General features: G+C 58.2%; 8 protein-coding genes and 2 pseudogenes. 4 read left to right on the plus strand and 6 right to left on the minus strand.

All coding sequences use genetic code 11. The features are described from left to right. Positions 1-204: 204 nt before the first annotated feature. Positions 205-275: pseudogene (locus tag QJT78_RS45945) on the plus strand (cold-shock protein); the annotation flags it as partial. 493 nt (positions 276-768) lie between these two features. On the opposite strand, the gene QJT78_RS45950 reads toward QJT78_RS45945, so the two are convergent. From QJT78_RS45950 to QJT78_RS45965, 4 genes are all read right to left on the minus strand, one after another. Next, positions 769-987 (minus strand): hypothetical protein, encoded by a 219-nt coding sequence (locus tag QJT78_RS45950; RefSeq protein ID WP_028154626.1) that lies wholly within the window; start codon positions 985-987, stop codon positions 769-771. 194 nt (positions 988-1,181) lie between these two features. Continuing rightward, complete coding sequence (locus tag QJT78_RS45955; RefSeq protein WP_193376008.1) at positions 1,182-1,328, minus strand: hypothetical protein; 147 nt, start codon at positions 1,326-1,328, stop codon at positions 1,182-1,184. Positions 1,329-1,819: 491 nt separating this feature from the next. Beyond that, complete coding sequence (locus QJT78_RS45960) at positions 1,820-2,146, minus strand: hypothetical protein (protein WP_244433219.1); 327 nt, start codon at positions 2,144-2,146, stop codon at positions 1,820-1,822. Positions 2,147-2,662: 516 nt separating this feature from the next. Beyond that, complete coding sequence (locus QJT78_RS45965) at positions 2,663-2,851, minus strand: hypothetical protein (RefSeq protein ID WP_028154560.1); 189 nt, start codon at positions 2,849-2,851, stop codon at positions 2,663-2,665. A 616-nt stretch (positions 2,852-3,467) separates the two neighbouring features. Here QJT78_RS45965 and QJT78_RS45970 point away from each other — a divergent pair. From QJT78_RS45970 to QJT78_RS45980, 3 genes are all read left to right on the plus strand, one after another. Further along, a complete protein-coding gene (locus QJT78_RS45970) occupies positions 3,468-3,662 on the plus strand; it encodes a hypothetical protein (RefSeq protein ID WP_080586926.1) in 195 nt (64 codons plus the stop codon). Between the two features lie 1,051 nt (positions 3,663-4,713). After that, positions 4,714-6,294, plus strand: coding sequence for a winged helix-turn-helix domain-containing protein (locus QJT78_RS45975; RefSeq protein ID WP_028154405.1), 1,581 nt, complete (start codon positions 4,714-4,716; stop codon positions 6,292-6,294). A 128-nt stretch (positions 6,295-6,422) separates the two neighbouring features. Beyond that, positions 6,423-7,182 (plus strand): IS5 family transposase gene (locus tag QJT78_RS45980; protein WP_240537841.1). Its coding sequence is split into 2 segments (ribosomal slippage): positions 6,423-6,874 and positions 6,873-7,182, totalling 762 coding nucleotides; the frame shifts between segments, so codons are not numbered across the junction. A 405-nt stretch (positions 7,183-7,587) separates the two neighbouring features. Here QJT78_RS45980 and QJT78_RS45985 read toward each other — a convergent pair. Together QJT78_RS45985 and QJT78_RS45990 are read right to left on the minus strand one after the other, a co-directional pair. Beyond that, positions 7,588-8,032, minus strand: a pseudogene (locus QJT78_RS45985) (DNA ligase); the annotation flags it as partial. Positions 8,033-8,435: 403 nt separating this feature from the next. Next, positions 8,436-8,648 carry a hypothetical protein gene (locus QJT78_RS45990; RefSeq protein ID WP_038976660.1) on the minus strand — a complete coding sequence of 71 codons (213 nt, stop codon included), beginning with the start codon at positions 8,646-8,648 and terminating at the stop codon, positions 8,436-8,438. Between the last annotated feature and the right edge of the window lie 200 nt (positions 8,649-8,848).

An 8,848-nucleotide genomic window follows, 5' to 3' on the forward strand; every position in this document is an offset into this window, starting at 1 on the left:
GGCCCGGAGCGAATGCTCCAATCAAAGGCCGGATACATTGATGCAAGACCACTCACCACCTGATCGATGAACCTCTTGCTACGCACGGCCGGACCATACATTCGGGTCAAACTCGGAAGTGGCGGATACTTCTGCTTTGCCCCCAATGTCAGACATCAAATCGGGTCTATGCGATCGTTCCAGCAGATTCCGAATCGTGCTGTCGTGCACATCTCCGCCGTCGAAAGGGCGGGACTGAGCACTCTCAACGAAGCGCCAAGCTCAGCTACGAATAGAGGGGAAACCGAGGCAAGACGTCTGCAGAAAACCTTAGTGGCTAGGTGACAACACTTCGGTACATCCGGTTCACGCCGGCGACCTGCCCGCAAACATGGTCGCGTGGTCGGGAGCCGCCGCCCATCAATGATCGGGTTTCACTGAGATGCCCGTCGCCATTCGCCCGGGAACAGCCGTTCAGGGAGACGGCCACCGGCCGGGGGGCGCTTTGATGTAATGCCGGGGCCGCTCCACTCAGCATCATTTAAGCTACGCTAGGCGTCCCACGTTCCTAGAACAAGCTAATTGAGTTTCGCCGTTCTCGTCGGCATCTATCGCGGCAATGGCGGCGGCGCCCGCTACATCAGCCGCGGCAGTGCGGGTGACAATCCACGCGAAGGGAAGAGCAAATGAGGCCGGCTGTCGCACGGAAAGCGCGACCAACGCTCGCGACGCGCGCCCAGCACTGACCACGAGGGCCGCCGGTTCACGCTGGCGGGCCGATCAGCCCCGTCACAAGATAACATCCAGGGGAATGGTGCACACGGCTCTGCCATCATCGTCACTGACGAAGATCGAATAGCGATGGCCTACCAGCTCCGGGCGAGTTTTGCGCAGTGACCGAGCAAGCCTGATTGCATCTATCTGTGCGTCCGTTTCGCTCGGCAGGTCATGCGCTCCAAAATCCGAAACAAAGTGGGAATTGATGAGCTTGAACGAAAACAGCGGCATGGAACATGATGTCCAACGGATGCCAAAGCGAAGCCCCCGCCCACCGTTAGAGCGGGGGCTCGCGGATGGATGGCGCGAGGCTCGCGCGAACGAGGTGTCGCACCAAGGACCCGCAAACTATGAACGCCCTTGTGTGCCGATAGATGAGCACAAATGTTGTGCAGAGTGCGTAAAAAGAAGCCCGCCGGGACGGGCTACTCCAGAACGTCGTATTCGAAGGCGACGCCCTCCGGGTCATTATTCTCGAACCACCTTTCAGCGGCCTCGACCGAGGCGAAGAGCTTGATATGGTCGGCATCGACAACCTGTTTGGCGGTGTTCACGTACACAAGGACGGTCATTGGTCCCTCTTCAGCTTGCGCCGGCCCCAATGCGACTCCTTTCCCTTCGGTTAAACTCCGGGACGTGGTGGCGGTTCAATGCCAGCATGACCCCGATGCGGGCGAACATCGTCGGGCCTCCACCTTCAGCGACCAGGATCAGAGCGCTGCCGGTCGCGCTTCCTGTGTGCTCGACGCCGGCGCTTCATGTTCGCCTCGCGACGATCGTTCGAACGAGCCTCTTCAGGTCGCCAAGATCGGCCAGTCGAGGCTGATGCGGTACTTCTCGGCGAAGCACAACAGATCATGGTGCTTGAGCCTCCCTCGCACCTTTGCGACTTCTGTTTCGGGTACGGAGTAGTCGGCCGCAATGATGTCGAGTCACCTCGTAGGGCAGCCGCTTGGCTGATGACGCACCACCGGCGGCAGAGGCGGTAGAGATAAGCCCGCCGGCTCACAAGGTCGGCGGGTTTCTCTTGCGGGCAGGCTAGTCATCATCCGCCGACGAGCCGTTAGTTCGCTAGTTGAGCGCGCGCCTGTTTGACATTGCGTGAGACGACACGATCGTAGGCCGATAAAGCGGCATCGGTCGCTAACTCAACCATTTCTCGATAAGCGGCGTCGTTCGTTTGAGTGAAGCTTTCGCGGATTGCTCTGGCAAGCTGTTCGTCTGATACGGCGCCCCCCGGGGCCGCTCGTCCGGTGAGTCGGCTATACAGATTCAAGCGATACACGTCGGCGGCGATTTGCCAGGCCCAATCCTCCAGTCCCAGTTGTTGAACCACCCGGCCGACCCCTTGCTCTACGCGCAGAAAAATTGGGTAGTCGACGCTGGGCAAAGAAAAAACTAACTCAGGTTAGAAAAAAATCTGCCCTACAAATTCAGGTGGAAGCCGCCGCTCGAGGGGCTCAAGACCCGGGCCGGGGCCACTTTGCATCGATCGTTGGTGTTTCGGTATTCCATCGCCAGCACCGAGAAGAGAGGCGGTCTGCTCATGTCCGACAAGGAACCGCCCTCAAAGCCCCAGCTTCCCGAGCCGCTGCGCGAGGAGGAGGCCCGGCAGATCATCTAAGAGTACATCCATACCCAGCGGGCCATCATCGAGAAGATCCGATGGTAGTGTCTCATTTTGAAATGTTCTTGATGAACCCTATCGCCGTGTCGCGATGGTGGTCCTCATCGGCTGGACAGGCGAAGGTCGTCCGGCTGGTCCAGCGTCCACAACTGCCGCAGAAGACGCTGCCGCAGTCATTGCATCTGAAGATTTTGAAGGAACCTTCAGGAATCCTGCTACAGGCAGGACAGCACTTCATTGCTCGCATGCAGGACCTCATCCCCGCGAAAATAGTAGGTCTCAGTTTGAAATTTTCGGCTCACTGGGCAGCGCTACCAGAAGGCTTCTCGCCTCGATCTTTCCGCAGTTGGGGCACTCAAAGCTGAATAGATCGCGGAGCGGACTTTCCATTTCGATCCCGAATAGGCGCATTTCCACCTTGCAGGTTGGACAGAGTATCAGCGGATCAATTTCGATCGGTTTAGTCATGGGCGCACTCCCTTGCGAAGCTTACCGCTCAATCTGAAGTTAGCGCGGGCGCTGGCGAAGCACCGTAGGAAAAGAAGAATGATGGCGGACCCACTTTCGGGTTTCGGGACAAATCCAGCCAATGACTTTGGCGATGCGTCCGTAGTCTTCTAGCGAGCGTCCTCAGTCGGCCGTCCGCTTACCGACCGGGTCAAGCTTGGGGACAATTACATCATACTTGATACTTGAACGCGACGCCCTCAGGATCGTTCTGCTGTCGGGTGTCCCGTTAGTCCTAAAATAGAACGCTGCCGGGCTCGAAATACATGTCCCGGCAGCGCCTCATTCTCAAACTGAGCACTGAAATCCCAGTTAGCTCTAATTCTGCAATGGGCGTGCCATAGCCTCGACCTGACAGACGGCGCCGGGCGCGCCTCGCGCCGGCCGTAGCTTTGGAAAAGCAGCCGCCGGTTCACGCTGGCGGGCCGATATGTTTGGGGGGGGGCGCTGGTCAATTTTGCTCAGATTCGGACTGCCATAGGTGTTAACAAAAACCTATCACCGCGCGGCCTCCGGCTCCCATCGGTGATGAGAACGCCATCACGCGCTCCCGCCTCCTCTAGAAAGGAGCAGCGCCATGCAGCGATGCCGTTTCACACAAACCACCCTTGAAGAGTATTTCGCCGAAGAGGCGAAGCGCCTGCGTGAACAAGCCGAACTGCTTCCGTATGGCGATCTGCGCAAAATTGTCGAAAGGAAAGCACGGCAAGCCGAGACCGGCTCTCATATAGGTGAATGGCTAAACTCGCCCGGCCTAAGAGCCCCCACTTGAAGTAAGGCCGCCTCAGTTGGCGGCCTCTTCCCGCCCGCCGGTCCAAGGCGGCGGTACTGGCCTGTTTCCGGGCTCAGTGGCTTAGTAGAAAAATGCAGTGATCTAAATCGCTTAGGGAACCGTTGGTCATGGTATTGGTTCGGCATTGGAGGAACGGGAGCGTGCCGACCAACGATGACAGACGCAGGCAAAGAAGCTCAACCGCAAGACCGAGGCCCATACCCTTCGTGCCCTCATTGTGGGGACGACTTGTTCCTGACGTTTGAGATATTCGATCCAGGCAAGAGCAAGAAGGTTCAGGTTTTCGAGTGCCAGAAATGCCACAGGCGCATTTGGGAAGACCAGATAGCGTGAGGCCACCTCGGTAGGAAACGGCCTTACATTCTCGGCGTCAGCTCTTCGGCAAGGGCTCCTTATGTTTGACTTCAATCTATTTTCCAAATGCGAATGGGCGACGATGATTGTCGCCTTCGCGGCTGTAACCGCTCTCACCCTCTACGGGTTTTTCAAGTTTCTCGACTACCTGGCGCCGCGCCTGTAAGGCCGTCTCAGTTGCGGCCTCTTTCAGCTGGAGCGTTTACACATAAATCCGCGATGTCCGCTGAGCCCTCAAGAGCGACGCAGAAGCGGACGTTCCACGATGTCCGGGAAGGGCCGATATTGTTGCAAAAGTCGATTTTCGCCGATGACCAAAATTCTGCGGGCCGTGGGCGCGATTTTCGCGTACAAGATGCGGGGGACCTCACGGCCTCACGCAAAATTCACAGGCGACTTCGTTAGCGCGATTGAGGTCATACGAATCAGCGATCGCTCGCTGCTTAGTGTTTTCGCGAAAAATCTTGAGCCCTGCAACTTTCGACTTTTGCAACACAATCGGCCATAACCGGACTCATGCGCCGCCTCAGAGGTGCTATTCCGTTCCCTCTTCGGACGTCGGTGGGATCTGGTTTAGCCTCGACACATCCACTGGCGCGCTTAACGGCTGGCTTACATTTTCCTCACAGGCAGCTTATTCTTTGCGCTTCAAAGATGCCCCAAAAAGGATGACAGCTTGCGCTATCTTTTTGAGGATTACGCATTGGATACGGACCGGCGCGAACTGCACCGCGCAACAGATATGATTGTTGTCACACCTCAGGTGTTCGATCTGCTTGATTATCTGATCCGAAACCGGGAGCGCGTCGTCAGCAAGGACGACCTCATCAACGCCGTTTGGAACGGACGTATCGTTTCTGAGGCCGCGCTGACGACCCGCTTGAACGCCGCTCGGAGCGCAATCGGTGACACGGGCGAGAAGCAACGCCTAATAAAAACATTGCCGCGCAAAGGTTTCCGCTTCGTAGGTACGGTGCAGGAAGCCCAGAGGCTCGCAGTTGAGCCGGCTAGCTCGGCGGCGCACAGCGGCGGCATGAAGCCGCCTCCAAATTCAGCACCTCGCCTTTCCATCGTTGTACTGCCGTTCGCCAATCTCAGCGGTGATCCCGAGCAAGACTACTTCGTCGATGGCGTGACCGAGAGTGTGACTATGGACCTGTCACGCATCAGTGGATCATTCGTTATCGGCCGACACACCGCATTCACCTACAAGGACAAAGCAGCTGATCTGAAGCAGGTCGGTCGCGAACTAAACGTTCGGTACGTGCTTGAAGGCTCCGTGCAGCGCCGCGACGGCAGACTTCGCGTCAACGTGCAGCTAATCGACGCCGAAACCGGCGCGCATCTATGGGCCGACCGCTTTGACAAACCCGACGCCGACCTGTTCGGCATGCAGGACGAGATCGTATCGCAGCTCGCTAACACACTGAAAGGCAAGCTGATAGCGGTAGAGGCGCGGCTGGCAGAGAGGTCGATGCATCCCGACGCAACGGATCTAACTTTTCAGGGCAAAGCATGTTTGTACAAGGCGACCACCGCCAAGCAGTTGATCCAAGCGCGCGGCTTTTTCGAACGTGCGTCGGCTATCAATCCGCGAAGCGTCGGAGCGTTGCTCGGTATGGCGGCGAGCAACTTTCGATTGGCTTCTAGTTTGTTGGCTGACGATCGCATCGCGTGCTTTTCAGTTGCTGAAACACAGGTGATCGAAGCGTTGTCGATAGCACCCGACCATTCATCGGCTCACATGATCTTGGGCGGCGTCTACATTTATACCAACCGCGCTGTCCAAGGAATCGCTGAGTGCGAACAGGCATTGCGCCTTGATCGCAATGAGGCGTTCGCTCATAGTTCAATAGGGTTGGCAAAATACTACTTGGGTCGGCCTGCCGAGGCCGAACGCCATATACTCGATGCCCTCCGTCTCTCTCCTCGTGACAGTGGCGCTGCCGCATGGATGACCGTTGCCGGCGTGGCCAAGATACAGCTCGGCGTGAACGCCGAAGCCGTCGGTTGGCTACGCCGAAGTATTGAGGCGAACCGCAACTTTGCTTTCGGCCATTTTGGACTGGCCGCTGCCCTTGGTCTGCTTGGTGCTCTCGATGAAGCGCGAGCCGCCGTGAAGACGGGACTTGCGCTCGACCCAGACTTTACTATCCAGCGCGTACTTGCAACACGACTGAGCGACAACCCAACTTACCTTGCTGGGCGGGAGCGCATCTGTGAGGGTTTGCGATTGGCCGGCGTGCCTGAGGGGTGAAGGTCCGCTAAGGGTCATGAACGACAAAACTCAAGATGAGCATAATAGGTCCGCTTTCGGGTGCATAGCGACCAGTTGAGCCTGAGCGCCGAGCCATGATTCAAGCCACCAGACGGAAGGGCCGAATCATGCGCTGCGAACTCACAGACAATGAGTGGTTTGCCATTAAGCCGATGCTGCCGAATAAGCCGCGCGGCGTGCCACGAGTGAATGACCGTCGTGTCCTCAATGGCATCTTCTGGGTCTTGCGCTCTGGAGCACCATGGCGCGACCTGCCAGAAAGCTTCGGTCCGTACACGACCTGCTACAATCGGTTCGTTCGCTGGCGGCGGGCGGGCGTGTGGGCGAAGCTCATGAGTGCACTGGCTGGCGCTCATGATGCTGCCGTGCAGATGATCGACACGTCTATTGTTCGCGTGCATCAACATGGGGCCTGCATCACAAGGAACCAGCGCCAATCGATGGCAAGGTCACGCGGCGGCTGGACGAGCAAAATCCACGCGGTGGTCGATGGCAATCGTCTGCCTGTACGGCTGGCGTTGAGTCCCGGCGAGGCGCACGACGTTCGACTACGGAAAACTGCTGTCTCGTCTTAAATCCGGATCAATGCTGCTCGCCGACCGAGGCTATGACGCCGACTGGATCAGGGAGCTTGCCATGAAGAAGGGCGCGTGGGCCAACATCCCGCCGAAAAGCAATCGCAACGATCCGATCTGCTTTAGCCCGTACCTCTACCGCGCTCGCAATCAAGTCGAACGGTTCTTCAACAGGATCAAGCAATGCCGTCGGGTGGCGACACGCTACGACAGGCTCGCCGCCAACTACCTTGCATTTGTTCAACTCGCGTCAATCCGGTTGTGGCTGCGCCTTAATGAGTCCGCGTCCTAGCTAGCGCTCTTAAATGGCACTAAGGAAGTTGTCTAATTAATCGTGCGGAACAATGGCAACACGTCGGCTTTTTGGGATTTCTGAAGCTAGACTGGGACCGACCAAGCTCTCGATCGAAAGGCGGCTTAGAAGCTTCGGAGCTCATTTCTGCGCAACGGGTGCGTGTTTTCCATCGTGCATGTGGGTTGTGCGTGGCAATGAAATCGAGAGGATATCCACTCCTTCGCACCCCGGCCGCATTCTTCCGCACGAGCAAAGGGATATGGCAATTGATCGGCCAAATCCTCAGCTCTTCCACGGTCGTAAGCCACGGTCCGGGTGCCGCGGCGAAAGAGATTTGGCCCAGCCTGTCCAAAGTCGTTGGCGACCAGATGGACGGTCGGCTCGTCCGCCGACATGAGAGCATCAAAACTCCTCCAGACCTTTGAAGAACGGATCGGCGGACTTGGCGCGATGCTCGATCTCGGCAAGCACCTTCGGCTCGACCCAGATGCCCCAGTGCGCGATCCGCTTGGCATAGGGCGGTGTCTTGCGGACGAGCGGTCGAAGCTTCTCGCACAACTTGGCGGCCGATGTCTTCAAAGCCGTGGTCGACCTTGACGGCAAAAACCAGATCCTCGCCTTGCGACGACCGAGATACATGCCGTCCCACTTGCCCTCATCGAGGCCGAACGGCGATGGTGAGCGTCTCGCGCTGGGCACAGGTTTTCTTGACCCAAATATTGCTGCGGCCGACCGGGTACACGCTGTCGCACACCTTGGATACGACGCCTTCGAGCACGACCTTGCGGGCATGGGCAAACATCTCGCGCCCGTCGATCTCGAAACTCTCTGTGAACTGGACGTCGGTGCTGGCGAGCGCGCCTGCACCGAGGTGCAAGACGGCGGAGTCGCGAATCCTGGTCGGCTACGTCCGCGCTTGGCTGCGCGACACCTTCGCCGCCTTCACGGGCGCTGGCATCCAGGAGTGATCGAGCAGAGCAGGGCGTAGGAGCCGGATTCGAGCAGGGCAGAGGCGGCGCTGAACGCGCAGGAAGCGTGACCGGGGTGACTGACGGCTCATGCCAGGAGGTGAAGGAAACAGAGAAGGAAATACGCCGCCGGGCTCCAATACATGTCCCGGCGGCGGTGTTCATTTCCAGCCCCGAGATGGGAATTAACAAAAACCTCGGATATAGGTCCTACGCACGAAACCGAGGAAGGTTTCAGGCCCGCTGGTGCACGCCGCCGGGCCTATCCGCTCCCGGGACGCCTTAGACGACCCTAAACGTGCGGCGTCGATCGCGAGCTCTGACCTGCCGAGCGTATAATATCTCCGCAACTATGGCGTAGGCGCGCTCTCTGGGCACGCCTAGCGCGACCTTGCCCTTGATGAACTCTTCGAGGCCGACCAAAAGTTTACGTTCAGCCTCTGTCATCTGTTGAAGAGCGCACGTTTCCTGCTTGAGTGCGTCGTCGTCAGACATCAGTGCCTCATCCTAGTGGTGGCTGCAGCGAGCCGGGACAAGTACGGCGCCGGGCTTAAATTGGCCCGGCGGCGGTAAGGTTCAATCTGTTGGGATGCCAACTCAAAGGCCCGCTGGTTCACTGGCGGGCCTACCACCAATAAGCAACCCCTGCCGGTTTACGACAGGGGCTGCCGCGGATGGATGGCCTGAGGCTAGCG

The organism is Bradyrhizobium sp. Mp27, assembly GCF_029953005.1.
GTDB lineage: Bacteria > Pseudomonadota > Alphaproteobacteria > Rhizobiales > Xanthobacteraceae > Bradyrhizobium > Bradyrhizobium barranii.